This window comes from Actinokineospora auranticolor (assembly GCF_002934265.1).
Classification (GTDB): domain Bacteria; phylum Actinomycetota; class Actinomycetes; order Mycobacteriales; family Pseudonocardiaceae; genus Actinokineospora; species Actinokineospora auranticolor.
Genome location: NZ_PTIX01000003.1, coordinates 341,264 through 368,065, shown reverse-complemented (window position 1 = coordinate 368,065; position 26,802 = coordinate 341,264). Strand labels below are relative to the sequence as shown.

The window sequence follows — 26,802 nt, the reverse complement described above, 5'->3', positions numbered from 1 at the left end:
GCCCGCCACCGCGCGGTAGCGACCGGGAAGCGAACGAACATCACCGAACCTGGTTCGCCGAGTGCACGGGTGTCCGGTGCACCGCCCCAGTGCGGCGCACCGGCAATGCCCGGGTACTAGGCGTTGGTCGTTCTGTCTTTTCCTGCGATCGCGAACACCCCGGCCCACAGCCGCGGGATCTGTCCGATCCCGCCGCAGCGCGGGCAGAAGTCCTTGCGGTTGGGGGCGAGTCCTGAGCCCAGGCATTCCGGGCACTCAGTCCGACGCGGCATGGTCAGCCTCCGTAACGGTTCGGTCCCCCAGGGGTACCGGCTCAGTAGGTCTATCGAAAGAGCGGGGCCAGAGTTTCACTCTTTCTCGTGTAAATCCAGTCACCGAGAAGCGAGCAGTCAGGCGCTAGATTTGCACGATGTGGTGAACCTAGCGTTCAAACCCCCGAACCGGGTGAATTCCGCCGGAGTTCAGTCCAGATCGTCGTGCCGCATCAGCTGGCGACCCGCCTCGGTGATCGAACCCGACAGCGACGGGTACACGGAGAAGGTCAGCGCGAGGTCGTCCACGGTCAGCTGGTTCTGCACCGCGAGCGCGATCGGCAGGACCAGCTCGCTGGCGCTCGGCGCGACGATGACGCCGCCGATGACCACCCCGGTGGCGGGGCGGCAGAACAGCTTCACGAACCCGCGGCGCAGGCCGGACATCTTGGCCCGGGCGTTGGTGGCCAGCGGCAGGGTGATGGTGCGCGCGGGCACCTCGCCCGCGTCGATGGCCTGCTGGCTGATGCCCACGGTGGCGATCTCCGGGTGGGTGAACACGTTCGCCGCCACCGTCTTCAGCTTGATCGGCGCCACGCCCTCGCCCAGCGCGTGCCACATCGCGATCCGGCCCTGCATCGCGGCCACGGACGCGAGCATCAGCACACCGGTGCAGTCGCCCGCGGCGTAGACACCGGACACGCTGGTGCGCGAGACCCGGTCGACGGTGATGAACCCGCCGGGGCCCGGCTCGATGCCGATCTTGTCCAGGCCGATGTCGGTGGTGTTGGGGACCGAGCCCACGGTCATCAGCGCGTGGCTGGCGCGCACGGTCTCGCCACCGCGCAGGTGCACGGTGACCCCGTCGGCGTCACGCTCGATCTTCTCCGCGCGGGCGTGCTTGACCAGCGTGGTGCCGCGCTCGGAGAACACGTCCTCCAGCACCGCGGCCGCGTCGGCGTCCTCGTGCGGCAGCACCCGGTCGCGGCTGGAGATGACCGTGACCTTGACGCCCATCTCGATGAACGCCGAGGCGAACTCCGCGCCGGTGACCCCGGAGCCGACCACCACCAGGTGCTCGGGCAGCTCGGACAGGTCGTAGATCTGCCGCCAGTCGAACACCCGCACGCCGTCGGGCTCCGCGCCGGGGATCACCCGGGGGGTGGCGCCGGTGGCGATGAGCACCACGTCGGCCTCGACGACCTCGGTCTCCCCGGTGTTGGTCTCGATGGCGATCCGGTGCGCGGCCATGCCGGTGCGGTCGTCGCAGAACCGGGCGGTGCCGCCGACCACCCGCACGCCCTCGCGCTGCACCCGGTTGCGGATGTCGGCGGACTGGGCCAGCGCCAGCCCCCGGACCCGGCCGCGGACCACCGGCAGGTGCACGGTGGAGTCCACGTCGTTGGTGCCGATGCCCAGCTCGTCGGCGTCGCGGAAGGCCACCCGGGCACCCGCGGAGGCGATGAACGTCTTGGACGGGACGCAGTCGTAGAGCACGCAGGCGCCCCCGAGACCGTCGCGCTCGACGACCGTCACCTCGGCCCCGTGCTGTGCGGCGACCAGGGCGGCCTCGTAGCCCGCCGGTCCGCCACCCATGATCACGATCCGGGTCACCTGGTCCTCCGTTTCACCCGCGCGTGTACCGCGAACACGGTAACCGGGACGCACTGACGAGCACCGGGGTGGCCGCGAAAAGGTGATCCCTTGGCGCGGCTGCCTGCTGACACCGCACTGTGTCGCTAGGCTGTGCCGCGTGCCGCTCTACGCCGCCTACGGGTCGAACATGGATCCGGGCCAGATGATGCAGCGAGCCCCGCATTCGCCGATGGCCGGGACGGGGTGGCTCGTCGGCTGGCGGCTCACCTTCGGCGGCGAGGACCTCGGCTGGGAGGGCGCGCTCGCCACCATCGTCGAGGACCCGGGCTCGCAGGTGTTCGTCGTGCTCTACGACGTCACCGACGACGAGGTCAACCTCGACCGGTGGGAGGGCTCCGAGCTCGGCCTGCACTCCAAGATCAGGCTGCGGGTGCAGACCCTGGAGGGCTCGGTGCTGGCCTGGCTCTACGTGCTCGACGCCTACGAGGGCGGCCTGCCGTCGGCCCGCTACCTCGGCGTGGTCGCGGACGCGGCGGAGGCCGCGGGCGCACCGGCCGACTACGTCGACGGCCTGCGCACCCGACCGTGCGACGGCATCGGCCCGGCCACCGCCAGCTGAAAGTCCGCTCCACCTCGGCGCCGGGCAACTCCACGCCCGTACGCACGTCTCCCGAGGTGCGGCCCGACCACGGCCGCACCTGCATCGACCGCTGCTCCACAGTGGACCGTGAGTGGCGGTCGGGGTCAGAGGGGAGATTGAGGAAGATGCGAACACTGAGACTCACGCCCAAGCGGATCGCCGCGGCGGTGGTGGCCGTGGGCACGGCCGCCGCGCTCGCGGTCGCGGTGCCGTCCGTGGCCTCGGCCACCGAGGGCTACTGCGGGATCAGCTGGGGCTCGACGGACAAGTCGGCGGGCACCCTGGAGCGCGGCACGCTGACCAACGTGCGCTCCGGCCAGCAGGACTGCTACGACCGGTTGGTCCTGGACATCGCCGCACCGGCCGCGCACGGCTACAGCGTGCGCTACGTCCCGGAGGTCACCGAGGACGGCTCCGGCCACGTCGTGCCGCTGCGCGGCGGCGCCAAGCTGCAGATCGTCGCCTACGCCCCCGCCTACGACGACGCGGGGCAGCCCACCTACACCCCGGCCAACCGGTCCGAACTGGTGAACACCACCGGGTACCGGACGTTCCGCCAGGTCGCGTGGGCCGGTTCGTTCGAGGGCCAGACCACCGTCGGCCTCGGCGTGCGGGCCCGGCTGCCGTTCCGCGTCCTCGTCCTCGACGGCCCGGGCGGCGGCTCACGCCTGGTCATCGACGTGGCGCACGCCTGGTAGGCGACCCGATCCGGTAGTCGAACCCGGGTAACCCGTGTCCGGTAGTCGAACACGGGTTACCCGTGTCCGGTAGTCGAACACGGGTAACCCGTACCCGGTAGTCGAACCCGGAACGGCCCGGTCCGACAGTCGAACCCGGGGGAGCCCCTGTTCCGCACAGGGACTCCCCCGGTTGCTCTCAGCCCAGCGCCGCCAGCGCGGCGTGGGTCATCACCCGGATCCCGACCAGCAGCGCCCGCTCGTCGAGCTGGAACGTGGGCTGGTGCAGGTCCTTGGGCTGGCCCTCGCCGGACCACACGCCCAGCCGCATGAACGAGCCGGGCACGTGCTCCAGGTACCAGGCGAAGTCCTCGCCGCCCGCCGACTGCTTGGTGCCGACCAGCCCGGACTCGCCGAGCGCGGACTCGATCGCGGTGCGCAGGTACTGCGTGCTCTCCCGCTCGTTGACCACCGGCGGCACGCCGCGCTGGTACTCCAGCTCGTAGCCGACCCCGGTCGGCGCCAGCAGCGACTGCACCAGCCCGGACACCAGCGGTTCCAGGTCCGACCACACGTCGTGGTCGCCGGTGCGCAGGGTGCCGCGCAGCAGGCCGTCCTGGGGCACCGCGTTCGGCGCGTCGCCCGCGTGCACCGCGCCCCAGACCAGCACCGTCCCCGAGCGCGGGTCGATGCGCCGCGACAGCAGCGCGGGCAGCCCGGTGATGACGGTGCCCAGCGCGTGCACGAGGTCGGCGGTGAGGTGCGGGCGGGAGGTGTGGCCGCCGGGGGAGGTGAGCCGCACCTGCACCAGGTCGGTGGCCGAGGTGATGGCGCCGACCCGGGTGCCGATCTTGCCGACCTCGGTGCGCGGGTCGCAGTGCAGGCCGAAGATCCGCTCCACGCCGTCCAGGCCGCCCGCGTCGATGATGTCGAGCGAGCCGCCGGGGAAGACCTCCTCGGCGGGCTGGAAGATCAGCCGGACGCGGCCGGGCAGCGACGGCGCGGAGGCCAGCGCGATGCCGGTGGCGAGCAGGATGGTGGTGTGCGCGTCGTGGCCGCAGGCGTGCGCGGCGCCGGGCGCCGTGGCCGCGTACGGCAGGCCGGTGGCCTCGGTCATGGGCAGCGCGTCCATGTCCGCGCGCAGCGCGACGCAGCGCTCGCCGGTGCCGACGTCGCAGACCAGCCCGCTGCCGCCGGGCAGCAGCTCCGGCTGCAGGCCGAACGACTTGAGCAGACCCGCGACCAGCTCGGTGGTCGCGAACTCCTGCCGGGACAGCTCCGGGTTGGCGTGGATGTGGCGGAACCAGGCCACCACGTCCGAGGCGTTGGCGGTCAGCCACTGGTCGAGCCACGCGGGCCCGCGACCCGCTCCGAGATCCTGCACAGGGGGCATCGTGACGCCAGTCGGCGTGATCAGCACGGTGGGCTCCGGCCCACCCCCACCCGAGCGCGCCTTCCGTCCCCCCTCGGACGGCACGTCGGGACGCGAGTCCAACACGGTCACGCGACCCCCCTGGTTGCGACGACTATCGTGGTTCCGATTTCCATTTGCCACGATCCTGCCGCATTTCGAGGGTCGAACAACCCCGGAAAGCAGTGGCTTACGGCCCGCGGTCGTGGTGCTGCGGTGAGCGGGCGACGGGGGTTCGCCCGCACTGGTCCTTGATCAAGATGAGGGGTGGTCCAGGGGAGGTGAACCGCATCACCCGCCGACCGCGTCAGCCCTTGCGCCGCTTGGCCCGCACCCGGTTGCCGTAGATGACGATGCCGAGCAGCACCACCGCGACCACCCCGACGACGATCTTGTTCTTGGCCTTGTCCCGCTCGGCCTCGGTGGGCGGGGGCTGGAGGTCGACACCGGGCGCGGTCGGGGCTTGCGCCAGACCGACCACCCCCGCCTGCGTGGGTGACGCGGCGAAGGCGGCGGGCGGCCCGCCGACGAGGAGCACGACGGCGGCGACCGCCGCGAGCAGCACTCTGGCCATGCGCATGGAACTGCCTGCCCTCCGGGCTCGGGGAGAGAGAGTCGTCACCAAGATTAGTGGTCGCGGTCACCGTCCGCGAACACCGCGCGTCCCGCGCGGGTCAGCCTGTCGGGGTCACTCGACCGGGTCGGTGAAGGCGGCGAGGATGGCCTCGGCGGCCAGGGTGGCGGTGAGGGTGCCCGCGCGGACCCGTTCTTCCAGGCCAGGGGCCGCGGCGCGGACGCCGGCGTGGTCGCGGAGCCGGGAGAGCAGGGTGTCGTGGACCATGGCCCAGGTCCAGTCGACCTGCTGCTGCCTGCGCTTCGCGGCCAGTTCGCCGGAGTCGGTCAGGGTGCGGTGGTGGGCCTCGACCTGCTGCCACACCTCGTCGAGTCCGTGGTTCTCCTGGCCGCTGCAGGTCAGCACGGGCGGGGTCCAGGTCGCATCCGGGTCGCGCAGCAGCCGCAGGGCGCCCGCCAGTTCCCTGGCGGCCTTGGCGGCCTCGCGCGCGTGGTCGCCGTCGGCCTTGTTGACGGCGATGACGTCCGCGAGTTCCAGCACGCCCTTCTTGATGCCCTGCAGCTGGTCGCCCGTTCGGGCGAGCGTGAGGAACAGGAAGCAGTCGACCATGGCCGCCACGGTCGTCTCGGATTGGCCTACCCCGACGGTCTCCACCAGCACGGTGTCGTATCCCGCCGCCTCCATCAGCACGATGGTCTCCCGGGTCGCCCGGGCCACCCCACCGAGGGTCCCTGAGGTGGGGGACGGTCGGATGAACGCCCGGGGGTCCACCGCCAGCCGCGACATCCGGGTCTTGTCGCCGAGGATGCTGCCGCCGGTGCGGGTCGACGACGGGTCGACGGCCAGCACCGCGACCCGGCGACCCGCCGCGGTCAGGTTCGTGCCGAGGGCGTCGATGAAGGTCGACTTCCCGACGCCGGGCACGCCGGTGATGCCGACCCGGTGCGCGCCGCCCGCGTGCGGCAGCAGCTCGACCAGCAGTTCCTGGGCCATGGCGCGGTGGTCGGCCCGCCGGGACTCGACCAGGGTGATCGCGCGCGAGAGCAGCGCGCGGTCACCCGCCAGCACGCCCTTGGCGTAGGTCCCGACGTCGACCGGCTCAGCCAAGCCCGTGCCCGTGCTGCTCGGCGAGCTTGCGCAGCAGCTCGGTGGCGGCGGTGGCGATGACCGTGCCGGGCGGGAAGATCGCCGCCGCGCCCGCGGCCCGCAGCTCGTCGAAGTCCTGCGGCGGGATGACGCCGCCGACCACGATCATGATGTCCGGACGGCCGAGCGCGGCCAGTTCGGCGCGCAGCGCGGGCACCAGGGTGAGGTGCCCGGCGGCCAGCGAGTTCACCCCGACGATGTGCACGTCCGCCTCGACCGCCTGGCGCGCGACCTCGTCGGGGGTGGAGAACAGGGGGCCCACGTCCACGTCGAAGCCGAGGTCGGCGAACGCGGTGGCGATCACCTTCTGGCCGCGGTCGTGCCCGTCCTGGCCCATCTTGGCGACCAGGAGCCGCGGCCTGCGGCCCTCCGCGTCGGCGAACGCGTCCACAGTGGACCGCGCGGTGTCCACCGCGCCGTTCGCCGCGCCCTTGCCGACCTCGTCGCGGTACACCCCGGAGATGGTACGGATCTGCGCCGAGTGCCTGCCCCAGACCCGGCCGAGCGCCTCGGAGATCTCCCCGACGGTGGCCTTCGCCCGCGCCGCGTCGATGGCCAGCTCCAGCAGGTTCCCGTCGGCGTCGGCGGCCCGGGTCAGCGCGGCCAGCGCCCGCTCGACCGCGTCGCCGTCGCGCTCCTCGCGCAACCGCCGCAACTTCTCCACCTGCCGCGCCCGCACCCCGGCGTTGTCGACCTTGAGGACGTCGATCGCCTCCTCGTCGGACACCTGGTACTTGTTCACCCCGATCACCGGCTGGCGCCCGGAGTCGATCCGCGCCTGGGTCCGCGCGGCGGCCTCCTCGATGCGCAGCTTCGGGATGCCCGCGTCGATCGCCTTGGCCATCCCGCCCGCGGCCTCGACCTCGCCGATGTGCCCCCACGCCTGGCGCGCGAGGTCGTGCGTGAGCCGCTCGACGAAAGCGCTGCCGCCCCAGGGATCGATGACCCGGGTGGTGCCGGATTCCTGTTGCAGCAACAACTGGGTGTTGCGGGCGATGCGCGCGGAGAAGTCGGTCGGCAGCGCCAGCGCCTCGTCGAGGGCGTTGGTGTGCAGGGACTGCGTGTGCCCCTGGGTGGCGGCCATCGCCTCGACGCACGTGCGGATGACGTTGTTGTAGACGTCCTGCGCGGTCAGCGACCAGCCGGAGGTCTGGCAGTGCGTGCGCAGGCTCAGCGACTTGGCGTCCTTCGGGTCGAAACCCTTGACCAGCTTGGCCCACAGCAGCCGGGCCGCGCGCAGCTTGGCGACCTCCATGAAGAAGTTCATGCCCACGGCCCAGAAGAACGAGAGCCGGGGCGCGAACCGGTCCACGTCGAGTCCCGCGTCGCGACCGGCGCGGAGGTACTCGACGCCGTCGGCGAGGGTGTAGGCCAGTTCCAGGTCGGCCGTGGCCCCGGCCTCCTGCATGTGGTAGCCGGAGATGGAGATGGAGTTGTACTTCGGCATGGTCCGCGAGGTGTAGGCGAAGATGTCGGAGATGATCCGCATCGACGGCCGCGGCGGGTAGATGTAGGTGTTGCGGACCATGAACTCCTTGAGGATGTCGTTCTGGATGGTCCCGGCGAGCTGTTGCGGCGCGACGCCCTGCTCCTCCGCCGCGACGACGTAGAGCGCGAGCACCGGCAGCACGGCACCGTTCATCGTCATCGACACGCTCATCTTGTCGAGCGGGATGCCCTCGAACAGCTGGCGCATGTCGTAGATGGAGTCGATGGCCACACCCGCCATGCCGACGTCACCGGCCACCCGGGGGTGGTCGGAGTCGTAGCCGCGGTGGGTGGCGAGGTCGAAGGCGACCGAGAGGCCCTTCTGCCCGGCGGCGAGGTTGCGGCGGTAGAAGGCGTTGGACTCCTCCGCGGTGGAGAAACCCGCGTACTGGCGGATCGTCCACGGCTGGTTGACGTACATCGTCGGGTACGGACCGCGCAGGTACGGGGCGATGCCCGGGTACGTGTCGAGGAAATCCAGCCCGGCCAGGTCCTCGGCGGTGTAGACCGGTCGGATGCCGATGCCCTCGGGGGTTTCCCACACCAGGGCGTCGGCGTCCTTGCCGGTGCTCGCCTGCAACGCCGCGCGCCAGTCGGCCGCGGTGGCGGTCGCGGGCTCGCCGAGGTCGATGCCGCCGAAGTCGGGGATGCTCATGCGGGGACTCCCAGGGTTTCCAGGGTGGTGCGCAGGACGTCGAGCGCGTCGCAGCCGGTGAACACGAAACCGTCCACACCCTCCACATCGGACGGTTTACCGGCGAGCAGCACGGTGGCGGCACCAGCGGCCTTGAGCGCGCGGGCGACCGGGGCGGCCAGTTCGCCGTAGGACCGCTCGGCCCCGCACAGGCAGGCGACGGTCGCGCCGCTCTCGGTGAACCGCGCGGCGGCGGTCTCCGCGTCGGTGAGCACGCCGCCGTCGGGGGTCTCGATCCCGCCCGCCTGGAACAGGTTGGCGGCGAAAGTGGCGCGCGCGGTGTGCGCGGCGACGGGGCCGAGGGTGGCGAGGAAGACCTTCGGCCGGGCGCCGGTCTCGGCGAGCACGCGGTCCGCGCGGTCGCGCAGCTCCTCGTACTCCTGCGCGTACCGCACGACCGGCAGCCCGCCGGACGGCGCGGCGGGCGCGGGCCGCCTGCTCGGGACCCGCTCGGCCAGGTTCGGGAACTCGCTGACCCCGGTGAGCGCGTCGGTGCGGGTGGCCAGGTTCGCCGACCGGGCCGCCCAGGTCGCGGCGAGCCGCTCGGCGACCAAGCCGGAGTCCAGCGCGGCGAGCAGCCCGCCCGCGCGCTCGATCTCGGTGAACCAGGCCCACGCGGCCCCGGCCAGCTCGTCGGTGCGCGCCTCGACGTACCAGGAGCCGCCCGCCGGGTCGATCACCCCGGCCAACCGCGACTCCTCCAGCAGCACCGCCTGGGTGTTGCGGGCGATCCGCCGGGCGAACGGGTCGGGCAGGCCGAGCGCGGTGTCGAAGGGCAGCACGGTGACCGCGTCCGCGCCGCCCACACCCGCGCCGAAACAGGCCAGGGTGGTGCGCAGCAGGTTCACCCACGGGTCGCGCGCGGTGAGCATGGCGGGCGAGCTGACCGCGTGCTGCCGCTGCCCGACCGGGGTGGCGCCGCAGACCTCCAGCACCCGCGACCACAGCCTGCGCGCGGCGCGGAACTTGGCGGTGGTGCCGAACTGGTCGGCGGTGGCGGCGTAGCGGAACTCCAGCCGGGCCGCCGCTTCGTCCACGGTCAGCCCGGCCGCGGTGATCGCCCGCAGGTAGGCGACGCCCGCGGCGAGCGCGGCGCCGAGTTCCTCGGCGTCGGAGCCGCCCGCCTGGTGGTAGGGCAGGCCGTCGACGACGACCGCGCGCAGACCCGGGTGGCTGCGGGCGGTCTCGGCGGCCAGTGCGGCGGCGCCGTCGAGGTCGGCGTCCTGGCCGGTGCGCGCCCGGTGGCCGAGCGGGTCGGCGCCGAGGTTGCCGCGCACCCTGGCGGGTGGGACGCCCTTGTCGGCGTGCAGGCGCAGCAGCTCGCCGGCGGCGGCGCGGAAGTCGGCGCCCGCGTCCAGGGTGACCGGGGCGAGGTCGAGGTAGACGTCGGCGAGCACGTCGCCGAGCGCGCCCACCGGGATCCCGGCGGCACCGACGACCAGCCACAGCGATGTGACGCCGTGCTCGAGGTCGGCGAGCACCGCGGCCCGGGTGGCGACCGGGTCGGGGTCGGCGTGCCGCTGGCGGACGTCCCAGCCACCGGCCACGTACCCCTCCGGCCGGGCACCGCGCAGGAAGGGCGGGAGCCCGGGAAAGTTCTCCGGGACTTCAGCTCGGTTATAGAGCGGTTTCAGCTCGACGCCGTCGTAGGTGCGGGTGGTGAGCAGCGTCTCGACCGGGTGGTCGTAGTCGTCGGGCACGGCACCGGACTTGCGCAGCACCCGGTCCACCATGCCCTGCCAGCGCGAATGCGTCGCGGGCTCGAACTCACCCGCGAGGACCAGGTCGTCCGGCCCGGCGGTGGGCCCGGTCTGAGCTGTCATGCCAGTCGACTCTACGGACCCGGCAAGAGCACCGGCGTGTGAGCCAGATCGCGGTTACCGACGAGTAGACACTCGGATACCTTTCACTTTTCACCCCTGACCGATGGGCCCGTGGGTGAGAATGTCGGCCGTGTCGACCCAGGAGCCCGAGCAACGCCTCGTAGCGGAGCGCTACCGCCTGCGCAGACAGCTCGGCCAGGGCTCGATGGGCACGGTGTGGGAGGCCTACGACGAGTTCCTGCGCAGGCCGGTGGCGGTCAAGCAGGTCCGCATCCTCGCCGACGACGCGGTCGAGGAGATCGAGGAGTTGCGCGAGCGCACGCTGCGCGAGGCCCGGGCCATCGCGGTCGTGTCGCACCCGAATGTCATCATCCTGCACGACGTCGCCCGCGAGGACGACGAGCCGTTCGTGGTGATGGAGTTCCTGGTCGCGGTCAGCCTGGCCGAGCTGATCGCGGGCAACGGCCCGCTGAGCACCGAGCAGGCCGCGATCGTCGGCCACGCGGTGGCGTCGGGGCTGCAGGCCGCGCACGAGGTCGGGGTGGTGCACCGGGACGTGAAGCCGGGCAACGTCCTGGTCTGCCCGGACGGCCGGGTCAAGCTCACCGACTTCGGCATCGCCCGCAACGTCTCCGAGCGCACCCTGACGCAGCTCGGCGTGATGCTCGGGTCGCCCTGCTACATCGCCCCCGAGGTCGCCTCCGGCGGCGCGGTGACCCCGCAGGCGGACCTGTGGGGGCTGGGGGCGACGCTGTTCGCCGCCGTCGACGGGCACGCCCCGTACGACCCGGACGCGCCCGCCCTGGAGACCATCGGCCAGGTCGTCAACGGCGAGGTCCCGGTCCCCGACTACGACGGCCCGCTGCGCCCGGTGATCACCGGGCTGATGGTGAAGGACCCGGACACCCGGATGACGCTGCGGGAGGCCAGGGAGCTGCTGTTGCCGCTGCTGCCGCCCGCGGGCAGCCCGGTCCACGAGAGCCTGCGCCTGGACCCGCCGTCACCCGAGGACGCGCGCACGGTCGTGACCAAGCCGGTGGTGTCGGTCGAGGCGCCCACCGAGCGGGGCGCCCCGCTCGCCGCGGCCCCCGGCCCCCTGCCGTTCGCGACCCGCCAGGAGCGCCTGCCCCGGCGCGCCCCGCTGGTCACCGCGGCCCTGGCGGCGTCGGCGGTCCTGCTCTTCGGCGGCGCCGCGGTCGGCGGCTTCGCCATGACCCGGGCGGTGGGCGGGCAGGAGGTGCTGCCGCAGAGCCCGCCCCCCGCGTCCCAGCAGGCCGCGGCCCCGATCCGCGAACTCGCCCCCCGCACCGCCGACGCGGCGACCCTGGCGGGCGAGCAGGGTGGGACGTTCACCGTCCCGGTGCCGGACAACTGGGTGAAGTTCGTGGAGCAGCGCACCGCGAAAACCCTCCCGAACAGCACCCGCGTGCACTGGGTTTCCCCGGACGGCACCTCGGAACTGGTCGTGGAGCGGTTCCCGAACTTCTACACCAAGCACACGGTCGAGCAGTACCTGCGCGTCCTGTCGAGCCGCACACCGGGATACCGGGTGGTGGGCAGCACGCCGCTGGAATCGGGGAACATCCCGGAAACCGCGGTCCAGCTGACCTACCGCAGCGTCGACTTCGCCGAAGACGGCGGCCCGGGTTCCTCGGGTACGGACGTCAACCGGACGTCGATCGCCAACATCCTGCCGATGGACCGGGACCTGTGGGTGGTCAGCGTGACCGTGCCGATCGAATTGGAGGACACGGGCAGGCGGGGCCTCTTCGCCAGGATCGCACCCGAGTTCCGGGTATTGACCAAGTAGCTCGTGGGAAGTCCCGCGGTCACGTAAGCGATAACGACGGGAATGCGCACCCCGGGCCACTGGTCGGTATTTCCTCGTACGGGAGAGATTCTCCGGTTTTCGGGGTCAGGCGAGTTGGAAGTGCCAGACGAGCATCACGGGCGAGCCGGGGTAAACGGCGCGCGCGGCTTCGGGGACCATCGCCATCAGGCTCCACGGCCAGACGTCCCAGGGGCCCGGGGAGTCGGCGGGTTCGGGGGTCCCACCCAGTTCCGCGACCGGTTCCCGACAGTCCCGGACCTGGAAACCCCGTGGCAGTGCGGCACGCAGGTAGTCGCCGACCAGGTGTCGGTGGGCCGGGAGCCGACCGGGTCGGCCGTCCTGGTCGCGCACCGACGGGATCGACCCGCGGGCCACCGACTCCGGGTGCATGTCCACGACCACCAGGTGGCCGCCGGGGCGGAGCACGCGGGCGAACTCGGCGAAGGCGGGGGTGAGGTCGGGGAGGTGGGTCAGCGCGAGTCCACAGGTGACCAGGTCCACCGACGCGTCGTCCACCGGGAGTCCACGCAGGTCACCGAGCCGGAACTCGGCCTCGGGCACCCGGGGGCGGGCGTGGTCGAGCATCTCCGGTGAGCCGTCGACGCCGAGCACCCGGTGGCCGCGGTCGGCCAGCAGCCGCGCGTAGCGGCCCGTGCCGCACGCGGCGTCCAGCGCGGTGCCCGGGGGCAGCGGGTCGATGATCCGCCGCAGTTCCGGTTCGTCGATGGCGAAGGCGCCGTTGCCGGGCTGGTCGTACGTGCGCGACCAGATCCGGTAGCCGTCGGCCGCGCCGACCCGGTCGACCTCCACCCCCGTCCACGGCTCGTCGAGCAGCCGCCGGATCTCGGCGATCCGCGCCTCGGTGAACTCGCGGTCGTGGTCGCCGGTGAAACCGCGCAGCAGGGCCAATCCCTCGATGCCGAGCAGGTAGGCCAGCGGGTGCTCGTAGCTCACGGGAGCGACCGTAGCGAGGCGCGTCCGGGCGGGCCACGGGGTTTCCTACGGGCCGGGGGTCTCCGACCCGCGCGGGGGGAAGCGCTTGGCCGACTCGCTGGTCTGGGCCAGCCTGCGCACGGCCGCGATCGCCGTGTCGCCCAGGACGGTGCCGACGACGACGCTCTCCAGCATGTGGTCGATCGTGCGGGCCTGTTCGATGTAGTCGATGTCGATCACGCCGACCTGGGGCATCACGGCGACGTACCGGCGCAGGTGTTCGGCGAACCGGTTGTGCCCCAGCGCCTGCGCGGCCACCATGACGTTCGCCAGCGACGCGATCGCCGGGTGGTCGCGGAAGTACCGGTAGCCGTACTCCTCCAACAGGTTCACCACCTCCTGCTCGGCAGCCTCCTGCGCGGGCCCGGACAGGCCGTCGGTCGACGGGAGCAGCGCCTTCTGCACGGTGCCGAGCCGGAGGTCGAGGTTCGCCTCGTCGCTGTCGATGCGGGCCAGCACCTCGCGGACCGTGGCCACGGACAGGCCGCCGACCTCGATCAGCGCGCGGACGAAGCGGAGCCGGTGCACGTGGCCGTCGTCATATCTGGCCTGGTTGGGGCTGGTGCGCTCGCCCGGCGGGAGGATGCCTTCCCGCAGGTAGTACTTGATCGTCGGCACCGCCACGCCACTGCGCCTGCTCAGCTCGCTGATCCGCATGCACCTTCCCAACCCCTCGACAACGGGTAGGTGGATAGAGTATCTATCGATAGCAGATAGCACTACTATCCATTCGAGGGGCTCACGATGCGGACCTGGCACCGACCGTTACTGGTGTTGACCGGGCTGATGGTGTTGACCGGGCTGGTCTCCGCCGTCGGCCTGGTCGTCGACGACCGGGTGCTGGTCGGCTCGGCGATCTGGCTCAAGCCGCTGAAGTTCAGCGTGTCGTTCGTGGCGTTCGCGCTGAGCTGGGCGTGGCTGCTGTCGCTGCCGGAGAAGCCGTCCAAGCTGCTGAACCGGTCCGCGACGGTGATCGTCGGCGCGACCGTGATCGAGATGGTCATCGTCGTCATGCAGGTGGTGCGCGGGGAGCGCAGCCACTTCAACAACACCACGCCGTTCAACACGCTGATGTTCAGCATCATGGGCATCACCGTCGCGGTGCTGTGGGTCTGCACGCTGCTGATCGCCATCAAGCTCGCCGCGCAGCGGCTGGCCCCGGCGCCGGAACTGGCGGCGATCCGGCTGGGCATGTTCCTGTCGCTGGCGGGCATGGCCGTCGGCGTGCTGATGACGATGAACACCAGCGGCGTCCCGGACATCGTCGGCGCGCACAGCGTCGGCGTCCCCGACGGCGGCCCGTCGATGCCGCTCACCGGCTGGAGCACCACGGGCGGCGACCTGCGCGTCGGCCACTTCGTCGGCATGCACGCGCTGCAACTGCTGCCGCTGCTGGGCTACTTCCTGCGCGGCCGGGTCGACGAGCGGTCCGGGGTCCGGTTGGTGTGGACGGTCGGCGCGGGCTACACGGCGCTGCTGGTGCTGCTCACCTGGCAGGCGCTGCGCGGGCAGTCGCTGATCCACCCCGACTGGGTGACCGCGACGGCGTTCGGCGTGATCGTCGTCGGCGTCGCCATCGGCGCGCTGTCCGCCCGGCGCCCGGCCGCGGTCGCGACCCGGGAAGCGAGCACCGCGTGAGCACCCTGTTCAACCTGGCGTTCTACGCCGTCGTCCCGTTCTGGGCGTTGATGATCGTGGCCCCGACCTGGTCGTGGTCGCGGCGGATCGCCGAGTCGCCGCTGATCCTGCTGCCCGCGCTGGTGGTGTGGGCGGTCGCGGCGGTGCCGGTGTTCGGCGAGCTGTGGGCGGGCGTCACCCAGCCCACCTTGGCCGGTTGGCTGGCGTTCTTCACCGACGACAACGCCGTCGTGCTCGTCTGGGCGCAGGTGCTGGCGTGGGACCTGTTCATCGGCCGGTGGATGTACCTCGACAGCCGCGACCGCGGCGTGCACCCGCTGCTGATGGCGCCGATCCTGGTCTTCACCATCCTGCTCTCGCCGCTCGGGCTCCCGCTCTACCTGCTGGTGCGACTGGGATTCCCGGCACGCGAGGAGGTGTCGCGCGTAGGCTCCGGAGCGTGACCGGAATCGACGTTGACACCGACCCGGGCCGCGCCGCCGAAGAGGCGGCCAAGGCCATCGCCGACCGCACCGGGGCGACCAGCCACGACATCGCCCTGATCCTGGGCTCCGGCTGGCGCCCCGCGGTCGACCAGCTCGGCGAGCCCGCCGCCGAGGTGCCGGTGGCGGAGCTGCCCGGCTTCCTCGCGCCGACGGTGCAGGGTCACGGCGGCACGATCCGCTCGATCGAGGTCGGCGACAAGCGGGTTCTGGTGCTGCTCGGCCGCACCCACCTGTACGAGGGCCACGGCGTGGCGCGCGCGGTGCACGGCGTGCGCACCGCGGCGGCGACCGGGGTCCGAACGGTCATCCTGACCAACGCGGCCGGGTGCCTGATCGAGGGCGCCCGGGTCGGGCAGCCGGTGCTGATCAGCGACCACCTGAACCTCACCGCGCGGTCCCCGCTGGTCGGCGCCGAGTTCGTCGACCTGACCGACCTGTACTCGCCGCGCCTGCGCGCGCTGGCCAAGGAGATCGACCCGACGCTCGTCGAAGCGGTCTACGCGGGACTGCCCGGCCCGCACTTCGAGACCCCCGCCGAGATCCACATGCTGCGGGTCCTCGGCGCGGGCCTGGTCGGCATGTCGACCGTGCTGGAGGCGATCGCGGCGCGCGCGGCGGGCGTGGAGGTGTTCGGCCTGTCGCTGGTGACGAACCTGGCGGCGGGCATCACCGGTGAGCCGCTCAACCACCTGGAGGTGCTGGAGGCGGGCCGGATCGCCGCCGAGGGCATGGGCGGCTTCCTGCGCGAACTGGTCGCGCGCTCGTGAGCAGGCTGACCCCGGCCCTGCGCGACCAGGCGTTCCGCTGGATCGCCGACGACCCGGACCCGGACAGCCGCGCGGAGCTGCAGAAGATCGTCGCGGAGGCGATGGGCGGCGTGCCGGGGAGGGCCGAGGAGCTTGAGGACCGTCTCGCAGGCCCCCTGACGTTCGGCACGGCGGGACTGCGCGGGCCGGTGCGGGCGGGTCCGAACGGGATGAACACCGCGGTCGTCATCCGGGCGACGGCCGGGGTGGCGGCGTGGTTGGTGTCCCAGGGGCACCGGGGCGGTGTGGTCGTCGTCGGCCGCGACGCGCGGCACGGCTCAGAGGCGTTCTGGGCCGCTGCCGCCGGTGTGCTCGCGGCGGCCGGGTTCGACGTGCGGGTGCTCTCCAATGCCCTGCCCACCCCGCTGCTGGCCTACGCCGTCCGCGCGCAGAACGCGGTGGCGGGCGTCCAGATCACGGCGTCGCACAACCCGCCGCAGGACAACGGGTACAAGCTCTACGTCCAGGGCGGCGGTCAGATCGTGCCGCCGGACGACCACGCCATCGAGGCCGCCATCGCCGCGTGCCCGGCGGCCGTGTCGATCCCCCAGGTGCGCACGTGGACCCCGATCGAGGAGCCGACCCTCAACGCCTACCTCGACCGCGCGGCGACGCTCCCCCGCGGCACGGCCCGCGAACTCCGCATCGCCGCGACGGCCCTGCACGGCGTAGGCGCGGGTCCCCTCAGCCTGGCGCTGCACCGCGCGGGTTTCACCGATGTCCACCTGGTCCGCGAGCAAACCGAACCCGACCCGGACTTCCCGACCGTCGGCTTCCCCAACCCGGAGGAGCCCGGCGCCACTGACTTGTTGCTTTCCCTGGCATCCACAGTGGACGCGGACATCGCCATCGCCCTCGACCCGGATGCCGACCGCTGCGCGATCGGCATCCCCACCCCCACCGGCTGGCGCATGCTCACCGGCGACGAAACCGGTTCCCTGCTGGGCGAACACATCCTGTCCACAACGGACTCGGTGTCCCCGCTCGTCGCCAACACCATCGTCTCTTCTTCTCTGCTCTCCGCCATCGCCACGGCGCACGGCGCCCGCTACGCAGCCACCCTGACCGGCTTCAAGTGGCTGGTCCGCGCGGGCGAGGGTTTGATCTACGCCTACGAAGAGGCCCTGGGCCACTGCGTGGACCCCACCTCGGTCCTCGACAAGGACGGCATCTCCGCCGCCATTCTGCTGGCGGACCTGGCCGCCACCCTCCGCGCCACCACCCGCACCCTGGCGGACGCCCTCGACGACCTGGCCCTGCGCCACGGCCTGCACCTGACGTCCCAGGTCTCCTTGCGAGTCACCGACCTAACCCGAATCGGTACCCTGATGACGGCGCTGCGCGCCAACCCACCCCCCACCTTCGCCGGGGTGGCGGTGACCGCGGAGGACCTCATGCCGGGCGCGAACGTCCTGCGCTACACGGGCGACGGCCTCCGAGTCCTGGTCCGCCCGTCCGGCACGGAACCAAAAATCAAGGCCTACCTGGAAGTCGTCGAACCCGCCCCCACCGCGGACGCCCTCCCGGCCGCCCGCACCGCGGCCCAGGACCGCCTCACCGCGATCTCCACGGAAATCCGCGACCTACTCAACGGATAGCGAATGTTATCGGCTGAAGACCACGGCACAGTCCGACTGGAAGTCGGCCACTGCGTCCTGGATGGCGGAGGCCTCTGGTCTCCGCCATTCTTCGACGCCTACTACCCCTGCCTCGACGCCACCCGCGCGCGCCCGTTCGGCCTCTACGCGCACGGCAACAACGACACCGCGGGGGCGATCCGGGGAATCGAGTCGATCACCACCGGGCTCGGTTGGGAGAAGGTCACCCCCACGTCAGCGTCACGGGAGAGCCCTCCAAAGTCGACCTTCTGGCCTGCCGCGAACTCGGTGCCACCGTCGCCGCCCGCCTGATGCCGTAAGGCGGGGTTCGGCAACAAATCAAGACACGGTCCACTGTGAACCGGTCAAGAAGAGCAAGAACACCGATCAACAGTCACTGTCCGAATCGGACGTGACACACAGCGAGGTACCTGCGACAACCCCGAAACGGGTGGCGCGCGGAAAGCGATGGGGCGGTCGACGGCATGTGCCGATTAGGAGGTATTCCGTGACCGCTCGTTCCCGGGTGTTGGGTGTGGTGGCCGCCACCGCCGCCACGCTGACCCTCGCCGCAGTCCCCGCGTCCGCGGCGAACCCGATCACGTTCGCGCCGCGCGTGGACTACTCGACCGGGAACCACCCGGAAGCGGTCATCGACGCCGACCTCAACGGTGACGGCAAGACCGACGTCATCACCGCCGACCGCTACGAGTGGCGCCTCACCGTGCTGCTCGGCACCGGCGGCGGCGTCCTCGGCCCCCGCCAGACCATCTACCCGGGCGACGAGCCGACCGCCATCGCGGCGGCCGACTTCAACCGGGACGGCAAGGCCGACCTGGCCGTCACCACCTCGGGCGCCGTCTCGGTGCTGCTCGGCAACGGTGACGGCACCTTCGCCCCGCGCGTGGGGTACCCGGTCAGCGGCGGCGCGGAGGGCATCGCCACCGGCGACCTCAACGGCGACAGCAAGGCCGACGTCGTGATCAGCAGGCCCGAGGGCATCACCGTGCTGCTGGGCAAGGGCGACGGCACGCTCGGCACGCCCACCGACTACCTCTCCGGCGGCTACTCGCGCGGCGTGGTGCTCGCCGACCTCAACGGCGACCGCAAGGTCGACATCGCGACCGCGGGCTTCTTCACCGGCACCGTCTCGGTCTTCGCGGGTCTCGGCGACGGTACCTTCGGCCTGGCGATCCCGTTCCCGACCAGCGTCAACCCGATCGACATCGCGGCGGGCGACTTCAACCGCGACGGCAAGGTCGACCTGGCCACCGCCGACTACGGCGCGGGCACGGTCTCGATCCTGCTGAACAACGGCGCGGGCGTCTTCGGACTGCCGACCGCGAAGGCCATCGGCCCCAACCCGTTCGGCGTCGCGGTGGCCGACCTCGACCTCGACGGCGACCCCGACCTGGCGGTCTCCCTCTCCGGCGCGGACAGCGTCACGGTGCTCAACAACGGCGACGGCACGTTCCAGCAGACCGCCACGCTGGCCACCGGCACCACCCCGACCGAGGTGCACGCCGCCGACGTCGACAACGACAACCGCGCCGACCTGATCACCACGAACCGGGTCGCGGACGGCATCTCGGTGCTGCTCAACCGCACCGTCCTGCCGACCCCGAAGGCCAGCGACCTCGCGGTGTCCCTGCAGGCCTCGCCGCGCGTCGGCATCATGGTGCCCGCGCTGCAGTACGCGATGACCGTCCGCAACACGGGCCCCGACGCCCTGGTCTCCGGCACGGTCACCGCCGCGGTCCCGTCGCCGCTGCTCGCGGTCGCCGGCCCCGGCTGCACGGTCGCGGGCGGCACCGTCAGCTGCGAGGTCGGCCCGCTGGCGGTCGGCCAGTCGGTCACCAAGACCTTCTCGGTCCCGCTGAAGCTGTCGACCATCGGCACCTGGAAGGTCACCGCCAAGCGGACCGCGAGCTCCCCCGCCGACCCGAACGCCGCCAACGACAGCGGCACCCCGTCGAGCTGCACCACCCTCGGCTACATCGCCGCCGTCTGCTACACCGGCAGCATCTACTAAGGACTGTCCATAGCGGACAGACAACCGAATGCCCCCGCGGGTCGCCCGACCCCCTCCTTCGGGCGACCCGCGGCCACACCAGGGGTTCCGTCGCGGTGATGCCCCCACCGCGGCGGAACCCTGTTTTTTCCGCACCCCTAGGCTCATCCCCATGGGGACCGGACAATCGACCTGGCGGACCGTGGACGGGGAGCGGATCATCGGCTCCTCGCGCCCCGTGTTCGTCCGCAACCACGGCGAATACCACCTGGACAACCTGGTGGTCTACGCCGACGGCATGGTCGACTGGGGGACGCTGCACACCTTCGACGACTTCGTCGCGGCGGTCACCTCGGGCTGGATCGCCACCGAACTCCCCGAGGGCGCCACGGCCTCGGCCTACCAGCTCGCGGGCTGGGAGTTCGCCAACCCGCGGTCCCGCATCACCGCCGAGGGGCTGATCGGCGAGGCCCGCGACGTCATCGACAGGTACAACGACCGACCGGACTCCGCCGGCCGGTGCGTCGCCGCGCTCAAGGTCTTCCGCGACCACCCGACCGAGGAGAACCGCGCGGTGCTGCGCGCGGCCTTCGCCGCGGTCCCCGAACACCGGCGGGACTTCCTCCTCGGCGACCACGACCGCAAGGGCTGGCCGCTGCGCGTGGTGGCGGCCGGACCGGGCAACCACTACGTCAACCGACTCGGCGGAGCCGTGCTGGTCACCGAGGAGAAGCACGCCGAAGCGCTGGACTACCTCGTCCAGCAAGGCCGGGCCGCACAGCGCTACGCGGAAGAGGAGGCAGCGCGGCTCCACGCGGAAGGGGAACCCGCGAGCAGCCCGCCTGAACCGGACGAGCCCACCGTCGTCATCAGTGAGCCGCGGCCCTCGGACGAGAGACCGCCGAATCCCGGAATCCTGGTGCTGCGCAACGAGTTCCCGGCACCCATCACCGTCGCGGGCCGGACCTACCCGACCGTCACGCACGCCTACTGGGCGCTGGCGGTCGCCAACGAGCGGGACCAAGCCGCGATCCTGCGCACGGAAGCCGCGTACGACGCGCGGTTGCTCGCCATGCGGCTCGAACGCCGCGCCGACTGGCCCCACCTGCGAACCGCGACGATGGCGTACCTGCTGCGCCTGAAGTCCAGTGCGCACCCCGCTTTCGCCCAGGCGCTGGCCGCAACCGGTACCGCGCGGCTGGTCTACCCCCAGGAGCTGTCGGACTTCTGGGGCGTCCACGGGGTGGGCAACCGGAACCGGATGGGACAGCTGCTGGAGCTGATCCGCTCGGAGTCGGCGCTCAGCCGCGCCTGGATCCGGCTGTGAACGGGCCGTGGCCCGCCCGGGACCTACCCGGGCGGACTTCGGCGCGCCGATCGGCTCAGAGACCGATCATCTTCATGCCCTGCTCCGGGTACCGCTCCCCGGCCACGGACTCCAGCGGCACCGCCGCCTCGATCACCCGCAGGTCGTCCTCGGACAGCCGCACGTCCAGCGCCGCCACGTTCTCCGCGAGGTACTTGCGCCGCTTGGTCCCCGGGATCGGCACCACGTCCGCGCCCCGGTGCTGCACCCAGGCCAGCGCGAGCTGACCGGCGGTGACCCCGCGCTCCTCGGCCAGGATCCGCAGCGCCGCCACGATGGCGAGGTTCTTGGCCAGGTTCTCCTCGGAGAGCCGGGGCTGCGCCGCGGACCGGTAGTCGCCCTCGCCGAAGTCGGCCGTCGAGGTGTACTTGCCGGTCAGGAAGCCGCGGCCGAGCGGCGAGTACGGGACGACGCCGATGCCCAGCTCGCGGCAGGTCGGCACGATCTCGTCCTCGATGTCGCGCGACCACAGCGACCACTCGCTCTGCAGCGCGCTGACCGGGTGCACCGCGTGCGCCCGCCGGATGGTCGACGCACCGGCCTCCGACAGCCCGATGTGCCGGATCTTCCCCTCCGCCACCAGTTCCGCCAGCGCGCCGACGGTCTCCTCGATGGGTGTCTTGGGGTCGACGCGGTGCTGGTAGTACAGGTCGATGTGGTCCACCTCGAGGCGCCGCAGGGACGCCTCGCAGGCCTGCTTCACGTAGGCCGCGTCCCCGCGCACGTCCCGGCGGGTCGGGTCGTCCGGGTCGCGGACGATGGCGAACTTGGTGGCCAGCACGACCTCGTCGCGCCGGTCGCGGATGGCGCGGCCGACCAGTTCCTCGTTGGTGTACGGGCCGTACATGTCCGAGGTGTCCAGCAGCGACACGCCCAGGTCGAGCGCCTGGTGGATGGTGGCGACCGACTCGTCATCGTCGCGGCCGGCGTAGAAGTCGCTCATGCCCATGCAGCCCAGCCCCTGGGCGCCGACGGCGAGCTGACCGAGGTGCCGCGTTTCCAGCTTGCTCAACTCTCGTTTCCCCTCTTACTTGCCGACCGCGCGCATCATCCCGGGGGCGTAGCGGTCCCCGATGAAGGCGTCGGCCGGAGCGGCCGCCTCGATGGCGGCGATGTCTGACTCGGACAGTTCGATGGTGGCGGCGGCCGCGTTCTCCGCCAGGTACGCGCGCCGCTTGGTGCCGGGGATCGGGACCACGTCCGGCCCCTGCGCCTGCACCCAGGCCAGCGCCAGCTGACCGGCGGTCACCCCGCGCGCCGCGGCCAGCTCCTCCAACGCGGTCACGATGGCCCGGTTGCGGTCGAAGTTCTCCGCCGCGAACCGGGGCATGGCGGCGCGGATGTCGCCGTCGCCGATCTCGGTCGCGGTGAGCCGCCCGGTGAGGAAGCCCCGGCCGAGCGGCGAGAACGGCACCACGCCGATGCCCAGCTCGCGGCAGGTCGGCAGCACCTCCGCCTCGATGCCGCGGGTCCACAGCGACCACTCGCTCTGCACGGCGGCGATCGGGTGCACGGCGTGCGCGCGGCGGATCGTGTCCGCGCCCGCCTCGGACAGGCCCAGGTGGCGCACCTTGCCCTCGGCGACCAGCTCGGCCATGGCGCCGACGGTCTCCTCGATCGGCGTGTCCGGGTCGACGCGGTGCTGGTAGTACAGGTCGACGTGGTCGACGCCCAGCCTGCGCAGCGACGCCTCGATCGACTCGCGCACGTACGCCGCGTCACCCCGCACGGCCGGGCCGTTCGGGCCGCGACCGGCGATGCCGAACTTGGTGGCCAGCACGACCTGGTCGCGCCTGCCCTTGAGGAACCCGCTCAGCAGCTCCTCGTTCGCGCCGTCGCCGTAGACGTTGGCGGTGTCGAGGAACGTGACGCCCAGCTCCAGCGCCCGGTGCAGCGTGGCCACCGACTCCTCGGCGTCACCGGGGCCGTAGCCCTGGCTCATGCCCATGCAGCCGAGGCCCTGGGCGCTCACCTGCAGCGAGCCGAGTGCGCGGGTGGGGATGCTCATGCCGGAACCTCCTGGCGGTCCTGCTCGGAACCGCTGATCCGCTCGTAGTTCTCGATCTTGTAGTTGAGGACCTGCAGGCACGACCGCAGCTCCTCGATCCGCGCGAGCACGTCCTCGCGGTGGCGGACCAGGATGTGCTTGCGCGCGCCTACGGAGGCGACGCCCTGGTGGCGCAGGCGCGCGTACTCGCGCATCAGCTTGATCGGCATGCCGGTCGTGCGCAGCTTGGTGAGGAAGTGCAGCCACGCCAGGTCTTCGTCGGTGTAGGCGCGCCTGCCGCCGGAGTCACGCGCAGGCGGGTCGATCAGCTCGATCCGCTCGTAGTACCTCAGGGTGTCGATCGACAGCCCACTGCGGTGGGCCGCCTCGGCGATCGCGTAAGTCACGCACTGACCGTAAGAGCTGGAGTGCGCTCCAGGTCAAGCGTGTTTGATTTCTCGCACCGGCTACTCGTTCTTCGGCAGCGCCCAGGCCTCGAGGTGTTCGGCCATCTTGGGCACCTCGACGGCGCCGCGGCCGACCTCGCGCACCACTTCCAGGGCGTCGTCGGTGTCGGCGTCGATCCACCAGCCGTTGAGGTCGCACAGGGTGACCGCGGCGACCCAGCCGAGCCGCCAGTTGCCCTCGGCCAGGGGACGGGTGCGCACGATCGAGTCGAGCAGGGCGGCGGACTTGAGCCATAGGGTGCCGTAGGCCTCGACGCCGAGCACTGTGGCGCGGGGGCGGTAGGCGGCGGAGTCGAGCAGGCCGAGGTCGCGGACCACCAGGTCGCCGCCGGTCACCGCGGCGGCGAGCACCAGGAGGTCGCTGGCGTCGAGGTAGGTGGTCACCGAAAGATGATCACATAGGGGTCGGACAGTCCGCGTGCGGCTTTCAGACCGGGCCGAGCCGGTCGAGCAGGCCCTGGTAGCGCGGGAGGACGCGGGCCAGGACGTCGCCGAGCTGCTCCTCCTTGTGCAGGCGGGCCCAGCGGTCGGCCAGGGCGAGCCGCAGCACCTCCTGCTTCGAGCGCCCCTCGGCGGCGGCGAGCTCGTCGAGCCGGGCGTTGTCTTCCTCGGTGAGCCGCAACGTCATCGCCATGCGGCCGACGGTACCACGGTGGTACCACCGTGACAGTGTTACAGAACGGTAGACTCCCGTGGTGCCCAGACCCAGGACCCACGACGAGGCGCTTCGGGTGCGGCTGCTCGACCGAGCGGGGGAACTGCTCTCCGCCGAAGGCGCGAGCGCGCTGAGCCTGCGCAGGCTGGCCGCGGACGCGGGTACCTCCACCACGGCCGTGTACTCGCTCTTCGGCGGCAAACCCGCCCTGGTGCGGGAGCTGTACGTCGAGGCGTTCCGCCGTCTCGGCAGCCACCTCCGCGCGGTGCGCCCGACCGGCGACCCCGCGACCGACCTCGTCGCACTCGGCATCGCCTACCGCGAGAGCGCCCGGACCAGCCCCCACCTCTACGGGGTCATGTTCGGCGGCGCCATCCCCGGCTTCGAACCGGACGACGACGCCACCGAACAGGCCCGCGCGGCCCTGGCCCCCCTGATGGAGGTGATCACCACCGGCACCACCCGCGGCGTCTTCCACGACGACGCAACCACCATGACGATGGGCTGCTGGGGCATCGTCCACGGGCTGGTTTCCCTGGAACTGCGCGGGAACTTACCCCCGGGCCTGGACGTCCCGGCGATGTACGAACAGGCCCTCCGCGCCCACACCAGGGGCTGGACCGTGGCACCCCCGTGACGACTACCGCCGGGTCCCGGCCAGCCACTCGCGGAACTGCTCGTCCGAGTGCTCCTGGGCCTGGGTGAGCACCTGGAGCAGGCGGCGCTCGGCCTCGGTGAAGGGGCGTGCCGAGTGGTCGCACCAGTAGCGCGCCCAGTGCGCGACGGCGTCGCGTTCTGCGCGCCCCTCGACCAGGTCGACCAGGCGTTCCCCGATGGCGGCCAGGCCCGGCGGGGCCTCGGCGCGCAGGCGGCGGAACTCGGCGAACCAGTCGGCGACCTGCTCGTCCGCGAACAGGAAGCCGCCGTCGAGGTCGGGCAGGTCGACCCCGTGCAGCAGGTCGAGCGCCCACACCGCCAGCGGTTCCGGGGCGGCGCGGTCGTCGGTGTGCCACCGGGCCGCCCAGCGGTCGACCTCGTCGCGGGTCAGGCGGCCGTCGAGCAGGGCGGCCCAGTGCCGTTCGACCTCGTCGAGGAGGTCAGACCGCGCCGTACTGCCGGTCACCGGCGTCCCCCAGGCCCGGGACGATGAAGCCGGAGTCGTTCAGCCGGTCGTCGACGCTGGCCGTCACCAGGCGCACGGGCAGGCCCGCCGCGCCGAGGTGTTCGATGCCCTCGGGGGCGGCGAGGACGCAGATGGCGGTGACGTCCGTGGCGCCGCGGTCGGTCAGCAGGCGGATGGTGTGCAGCATCGAACCGCCGGTCGCCAGCATCGGGTCGAGGACGAACACCGGGCGGCCCGACAGGTCCTCGGGCAACGACTCCATGTACGGGGTCGGCTTGAGGGTCGCCTCGTCGCGGGCCAGGCCGACGAAGCCCATCTGCGCGTCCGGGATCAGCTTGTGCGCCTGGTCGGCCATGCCCAGCCCGGCGCGCAGCACCGGCACCAGCAGCGGCGGGTTGGCCAGCCAGTACCCGTCCGTGCGGGCGACCGGGGTGTGGATGCGCTCGACCCGCAGCGGCGCGGCCCGGGTGGCCTCGTAGATCAGCATGTTGGTGAGGTCGTGCAGCGCGGCCCGGAAGGTGGCGCTGTCGGTCCGGGCGTCGCGCATGACGGTGAGCCGCGCCTTGGCGAGCGGGTGGTCGACGGTGAGCACGTCCATGGGCGACACCGTAGCCGCACCGGGGCAGGCGGAACGCGGTCCACTTTTCCAGCGGTTATGTCCAGACCACGGCGCCACCCGATGGCGCTACCCTCATCTGCGTGAGTGAGCAGCCAAGCCTCCCCGGTCCGCGCGACATGCGCGCCTCCGACGCCGATCGGGAGCGGTTCGCCAAGGTCCTGCACGACGCCATGGCCGAGGGCAGGCTCACCGTCACCGAGCTGGACGAACGGCTGACGCACGTCTACGCCGCGAAGACCTTCGGCGAGCTGGAGCCGCTGGTCCGCGACCTGCCGGGGCAGCAGGTCATCGCCTACCAGCCGACCCAGCCCGGGCCGGTCGCCCAGCACGCCGTGGGTCACCGGATCGGGGGACGCGGCACGCAGAACAACGCCATCGCGGTGCTCTCCGGGTCCGAGGTCAAGGGACAGTGGACCGTGCCGCCGACCTTCAACGCCGTCGCGGTCATGGGCGGCGTGGAGATCGACCTGACGCACGCCACGTTCGAGGCCCGCGAGACCGTCATCCACGCCTTCGCGCTGATGGGCGGCATCGAGATCACGGTCCCGCCGGACGTCGTCGTGCACGTGACCGGCTCCGGCTTCATGGGCGCCTTCCACAACGGCCTGCGCGACCAGGCGCCGCCGCCGGGTGCCCCGGTCGTCCGCGTCACCGGCCTCGCGCTGATGGGCGGCGTGGAGATCCGGTCGCCGAAGAAGCCGAAGAACAAGAAGCAGATCGAGCAGGGCTGACCCACCCCGCCGCTCGCACAACCGCCAGACGCCCCTCGGCGCACGCGGTCGCTGCCCGATCCACACGCACTCGCCGCGCCGAGCAAGCCCCAGCCCGCGATCGACCCGCACTCGCCGCTCCGAGCCCAGCCGGCCCAGGTCCGCGATCAACCCAGCCGCAGCCAACCCTGCTGCGGCCCACCCCGAATCCGG

General features: G+C 72.1%; 26 protein-coding genes and 1 pseudogene. 12 read left to right on the top strand and 15 right to left on the bottom strand.

Annotated elements, in window-relative coordinates; translation table 11 throughout:
• Window positions 1-461: 461 nt before the first annotated feature.
• A complete protein-coding gene (locus CLV40_RS07840; RefSeq protein ID WP_104478156.1) occupies window positions 462-1,865 on the bottom strand; it encodes an NAD(P)H-quinone dehydrogenase in 1,404 nt (467 codons plus the stop codon).
• A gap of 139 nt (window positions 1,866-2,004) precedes the next feature.
• Between CLV40_RS07840 and CLV40_RS07835 the strand changes: the two genes are divergently transcribed.
• Both CLV40_RS07835 and CLV40_RS07830 read left to right on the top strand, forming a co-directional pair.
• On the top strand, window positions 2,005-2,466 hold the full coding sequence (locus CLV40_RS07835) for a gamma-glutamylcyclotransferase family protein (RefSeq protein ID WP_104478155.1): 462 nt from the start codon (window positions 2,005-2,007) through the stop codon (window positions 2,464-2,466).
• Window positions 2,467-2,612: 146 nt separating this feature from the next.
• Window positions 2,613-3,185 (top strand): AMIN-like domain-containing (lipo)protein, encoded by a 573-nt coding sequence (locus CLV40_RS07830; protein WP_104478154.1) that lies wholly within the window; start codon window positions 2,613-2,615, stop codon window positions 3,183-3,185.
• 178 nt (window positions 3,186-3,363) lie between these two features.
• Here the strand turns inward: CLV40_RS07830 and CLV40_RS07825 are convergent, their stop codons facing one another.
• The 5 genes from CLV40_RS07825 to CLV40_RS07805 all read right to left on the bottom strand — a co-directional run bounded on the left by CLV40_RS07825 (window position 3,364) and on the right by CLV40_RS07805 (window position 10,300).
• Window positions 3,364-4,668 (bottom strand): amidohydrolase, encoded by a 1,305-nt coding sequence (locus CLV40_RS07825; RefSeq protein WP_104478153.1) that lies wholly within the window; start codon window positions 4,666-4,668, stop codon window positions 3,364-3,366.
• Window positions 4,669-4,882: 214 nt separating this feature from the next.
• Entirely contained in the window at window positions 4,883-5,155 is a 273-nt protein-coding gene (locus CLV40_RS07820) for a hypothetical protein (protein WP_146107962.1), read from the bottom strand.
• A 108-nt stretch (window positions 5,156-5,263) separates the two neighbouring features.
• Window positions 5,264-6,256: a methylmalonyl Co-A mutase-associated GTPase MeaB gene (gene meaB / locus CLV40_RS07815; protein WP_104478151.1), complete on the bottom strand. Its 993-nt coding sequence runs from the start codon at window positions 6,254-6,256 to the stop codon at window positions 5,264-5,266.
• A complete protein-coding gene (gene scpA / locus CLV40_RS07810) occupies window positions 6,249-8,438 on the bottom strand; it encodes a methylmalonyl-CoA mutase (RefSeq protein ID WP_104478150.1) in 2,190 nt (729 codons plus the stop codon). Before scpA ends, meaB begins: the two co-directional genes overlap by 8 nt.
• A complete protein-coding gene (locus tag CLV40_RS07805; protein WP_104478149.1) occupies window positions 8,435-10,300 on the bottom strand; it encodes a methylmalonyl-CoA mutase family protein in 1,866 nt (621 codons plus the stop codon). The genes scpA and CLV40_RS07805 overlap by 4 nt, the downstream gene beginning before the upstream one ends.
• Window positions 10,301-10,421: 121 nt before the next feature.
• Here CLV40_RS07805 and CLV40_RS07800 point away from each other — a divergent pair, with 121 nt between their 5' ends.
• Complete coding sequence (locus tag CLV40_RS07800) at window positions 10,422-12,110, top strand: serine/threonine-protein kinase (RefSeq protein ID WP_104478148.1); 1,689 nt, start codon at window positions 10,422-10,424, stop codon at window positions 12,108-12,110.
• Window positions 12,111-12,215: 105 nt separating this feature from the next.
• On the opposite strand, the gene CLV40_RS07795 is transcribed toward CLV40_RS07800, so the two are convergent.
• Together CLV40_RS07795 and CLV40_RS07790 are read right to left on the bottom strand one after the other, a co-directional pair.
• Window positions 12,216-13,085 carry a class I SAM-dependent methyltransferase gene (locus CLV40_RS07795; RefSeq protein ID WP_104478147.1) on the bottom strand — a complete coding sequence of 290 codons (870 nt, stop codon included), beginning with the start codon at window positions 13,083-13,085 and terminating at the stop codon, window positions 12,216-12,218.
• A 45-nt stretch (window positions 13,086-13,130) separates the two neighbouring features.
• Entirely contained in the window at window positions 13,131-13,781 is a 651-nt protein-coding gene (locus CLV40_RS07790) for a MerR family transcriptional regulator (RefSeq protein ID WP_104478146.1), read from the bottom strand.
• Window positions 13,782-13,868: 87 nt separating this feature from the next.
• Between CLV40_RS07790 and CLV40_RS07785 the strand changes: the two genes are divergently transcribed.
• The 7 genes and pseudogenes from CLV40_RS07785 to CLV40_RS07755 all read left to right on the top strand — a co-directional run bounded on the left by CLV40_RS07785 (window position 13,869) and on the right by CLV40_RS07755 (window position 20,989).
• Complete coding sequence (locus tag CLV40_RS07785; RefSeq protein WP_181043371.1) at window positions 13,869-14,762, top strand: hypothetical protein; 894 nt, start codon at window positions 13,869-13,871, stop codon at window positions 14,760-14,762.
• Window positions 14,759-15,205, top strand: a complete 447-nt coding sequence (locus CLV40_RS07780) for an ABA4-like family protein (protein ID WP_104478327.1) — start codon at window positions 14,759-14,761, stop codon at window positions 15,203-15,205. Before CLV40_RS07785 ends, CLV40_RS07780 begins: the two co-directional genes overlap by 4 nt.
• Complete coding sequence (locus CLV40_RS07775) at window positions 15,202-16,014, top strand: purine-nucleoside phosphorylase (RefSeq protein ID WP_181043370.1); 813 nt, start codon at window positions 15,202-15,204, stop codon at window positions 16,012-16,014. The genes CLV40_RS07780 and CLV40_RS07775 overlap by 4 nt, the downstream gene beginning before the upstream one ends.
• Complete coding sequence (locus tag CLV40_RS07770) at window positions 16,011-17,651, top strand: phospho-sugar mutase (protein ID WP_104478145.1); 1,641 nt, start codon at window positions 16,011-16,013, stop codon at window positions 17,649-17,651. Before CLV40_RS07775 ends, CLV40_RS07770 begins: the two co-directional genes overlap by 4 nt.
• A gap of 87 nt (window positions 17,652-17,738) precedes the next feature.
• Window positions 17,739-17,971, top strand: a pseudogene (locus CLV40_RS07765) (flavodoxin family protein); the annotation flags it as partial.
• 188 nt (window positions 17,972-18,159) lie between these two features.
• Complete coding sequence (locus CLV40_RS37820) at window positions 18,160-19,683, top strand: FG-GAP-like repeat-containing protein (RefSeq protein WP_181043369.1); 1,524 nt, start codon at window positions 18,160-18,162, stop codon at window positions 19,681-19,683.
• Between the two features lie 151 nt (window positions 19,684-19,834).
• The gene (locus CLV40_RS07755) at window positions 19,835-20,989 is read left to right on the top strand and encodes an NADAR family protein (protein WP_146107961.1); all 1,155 of its coding nucleotides are present in this window, start codon (window positions 19,835-19,837) and stop codon (window positions 20,987-20,989) included.
• 55 nt (window positions 20,990-21,044) lie between these two features.
• Here CLV40_RS07755 and CLV40_RS07750 read toward each other — a convergent pair whose 3' ends face one another.
• The 5 genes from CLV40_RS07750 to CLV40_RS07730 all read right to left on the bottom strand — a co-directional run bounded on the left by CLV40_RS07750 (window position 21,045) and on the right by CLV40_RS07730 (window position 24,116).
• Window positions 21,045-21,977: an aldo/keto reductase gene (locus CLV40_RS07750; protein WP_104478325.1), complete on the bottom strand. Its 933-nt coding sequence runs from the start codon at window positions 21,975-21,977 to the stop codon at window positions 21,045-21,047.
• Between the two features lie 78 nt (window positions 21,978-22,055).
• The gene (locus CLV40_RS07745; RefSeq protein ID WP_104478143.1) at window positions 22,056-23,036 is read right to left on the bottom strand and encodes an aldo/keto reductase; all 981 of its coding nucleotides are present in this window, start codon (window positions 23,034-23,036) and stop codon (window positions 22,056-22,058) included.
• A complete protein-coding gene (locus CLV40_RS07740; RefSeq protein ID WP_104478142.1) occupies window positions 23,033-23,422 on the bottom strand; it encodes a MerR family transcriptional regulator in 390 nt (129 codons plus the stop codon). Before CLV40_RS07740 ends, CLV40_RS07745 begins: the two co-directional genes overlap by 4 nt.
• Window positions 23,423-23,482: 60 nt before the next feature.
• A complete protein-coding gene (locus CLV40_RS07735; RefSeq protein ID WP_104478141.1) occupies window positions 23,483-23,866 on the bottom strand; it encodes a type II toxin-antitoxin system death-on-curing family toxin in 384 nt (127 codons plus the stop codon).
• 43 nt (window positions 23,867-23,909) lie between these two features.
• Complete coding sequence (locus tag CLV40_RS07730) at window positions 23,910-24,116, bottom strand: ribbon-helix-helix protein, CopG family (RefSeq protein ID WP_104478140.1); 207 nt, start codon at window positions 24,114-24,116, stop codon at window positions 23,910-23,912.
• Window positions 24,117-24,177: 61 nt separating this feature from the next.
• Between CLV40_RS07730 and CLV40_RS07725 the strand changes: the two genes are divergently transcribed.
• Window positions 24,178-24,774, top strand: a complete 597-nt coding sequence (locus CLV40_RS07725; RefSeq protein WP_104478324.1) for a TetR/AcrR family transcriptional regulator — start codon at window positions 24,178-24,180, stop codon at window positions 24,772-24,774.
• A 3-nt stretch (window positions 24,775-24,777) separates the two neighbouring features.
• Here CLV40_RS07725 and CLV40_RS37815 read toward each other — a convergent pair whose 3' ends face one another.
• Together CLV40_RS37815 and upp are read right to left on the bottom strand one after the other, a co-directional pair.
• Window positions 24,778-25,260 (bottom strand): hypothetical protein, encoded by a 483-nt coding sequence (locus tag CLV40_RS37815; protein ID WP_181043367.1) that lies wholly within the window; start codon window positions 25,258-25,260, stop codon window positions 24,778-24,780.
• The gene (gene upp / locus CLV40_RS07715; protein ID WP_104478139.1) at window positions 25,235-25,858 is read right to left on the bottom strand and encodes a uracil phosphoribosyltransferase; all 624 of its coding nucleotides are present in this window, start codon (window positions 25,856-25,858) and stop codon (window positions 25,235-25,237) included. The genes CLV40_RS37815 and upp overlap by 26 nt, the downstream gene beginning before the upstream one ends.
• Window positions 25,859-25,959: 101 nt before the next feature.
• Here upp and CLV40_RS07710 point away from each other — a divergent pair, with 101 nt between their 5' ends.
• Entirely contained in the window at window positions 25,960-26,610 is a 651-nt protein-coding gene (locus tag CLV40_RS07710) for a DUF1707 SHOCT-like domain-containing protein (protein WP_104478138.1), read from the top strand.
• Window positions 26,611-26,802: the final 192 nt, after the last annotated feature.

Coding starts and splice junctions, on each gene's coding strand:
- scpA (WP_104478150.1), bottom strand. CDS start 8,438: ATGAGCATCCCCGACTTCGGCGGCATCGACCTCGGCGAGCCCGCGACC.
- CLV40_RS07785 (WP_181043371.1), top strand. CDS start 13,869: ATGCGGACCTGGCACCGACCGTTACTGGTGTTGACCGGGCTGATGGTG.
- CLV40_RS07805 (WP_104478149.1), bottom strand. CDS start 10,300: ATGACAGCTCAGACCGGGCCCACCGCCGGGCCGGACGACCTGGTCCTC.
- CLV40_RS07790 (WP_104478146.1), bottom strand. CDS start 13,781: ATGCGGATCAGCGAGCTGAGCAGGCGCAGTGGCGTGGCGGTGCCGACG.
- upp (WP_104478139.1), bottom strand. CDS start 25,858: ATGGACGTGCTCACCGTCGACCACCCGCTCGCCAAGGCGCGGCTCACC.
- CLV40_RS07745 (WP_104478143.1), bottom strand. CDS start 23,036: ATGAGCATCCCCACCCGCGCACTCGGCTCGCTGCAGGTGAGCGCCCAG.
- CLV40_RS07800 (WP_104478148.1), top strand. CDS start 10,422: ATGTCGGCCGTGTCGACCCAGGAGCCCGAGCAACGCCTCGTAGCGGAG.
- CLV40_RS07730 (WP_104478140.1), bottom strand. CDS start 24,116: ATGGCGATGACGTTGCGGCTCACCGAGGAAGACAACGCCCGGCTCGAC.
- CLV40_RS07750 (WP_104478325.1), bottom strand. CDS start 21,977: ATGGGCATGAGCGACTTCTACGCCGGCCGCGACGATGACGAGTCGGTC.
- CLV40_RS07820 (WP_146107962.1), bottom strand. CDS start 5,155: ATGCGCATGGCCAGAGTGCTGCTCGCGGCGGTCGCCGCCGTCGTGCTC.
- CLV40_RS07755 (WP_146107961.1), top strand. CDS start 19,835: ATGGGGACCGGACAATCGACCTGGCGGACCGTGGACGGGGAGCGGATC.
- CLV40_RS07830 (WP_104478154.1), top strand. CDS start 2,613: ATGCGAACACTGAGACTCACGCCCAAGCGGATCGCCGCGGCGGTGGTG.